General features: G+C 48.4%; 1 pseudogene. It reads left to right on the top strand.

What is annotated here, in order from left to right:
• Window positions 1-434: pseudogene (gene pepN, locus ACTHUM_RS19995) on the top strand (aminopeptidase N); the annotation flags it as partial.

Genomic DNA, 434 nt, shown 5'->3' with positions numbered 1-434 from the left:
CCATCGTCAAATCCAGTCTGACCGTTCAACCTGAAAGAGCAGGGGAGTCATTGGTATTGGATGGTTCGGCGAAACTGCTGTCTGTGAAAGTAAACGGCCAGGCCGTAGATTATGTGTTGGAAGACGAAAAACTGACGATTTCCGGTGTGCCGTCTGAAAACTTCACACTGGAAGTGGAAACTGAAATTTTGCCTGCTGAGAACAAATCTTTGATGGGTCTGTATGCTTCCGGCGGCAACCTGTTCACCCAATGTGAACCGGAAGGTTTCCGCAAAATTACCTTCTACATCGACCGTCCGGATGTCATGTCTAAATTTACCACCACCATCGTTGCAGACAAAAAACGCTATCCGGTGTTGCTGTCTAACGGCAATAAAATCGGTGGCGGCGAGTTTTCAGACGGCCGTCATTGGGTGAAATGGGAAGACCCGTTT

The organism is Neisseria sp. P0021.S006 (genome assembly GCF_051956895.1).
Note: the sequence above shows the minus strand (reverse complement) of the source record. Positions and strands in the feature narration are given on the sequence as shown.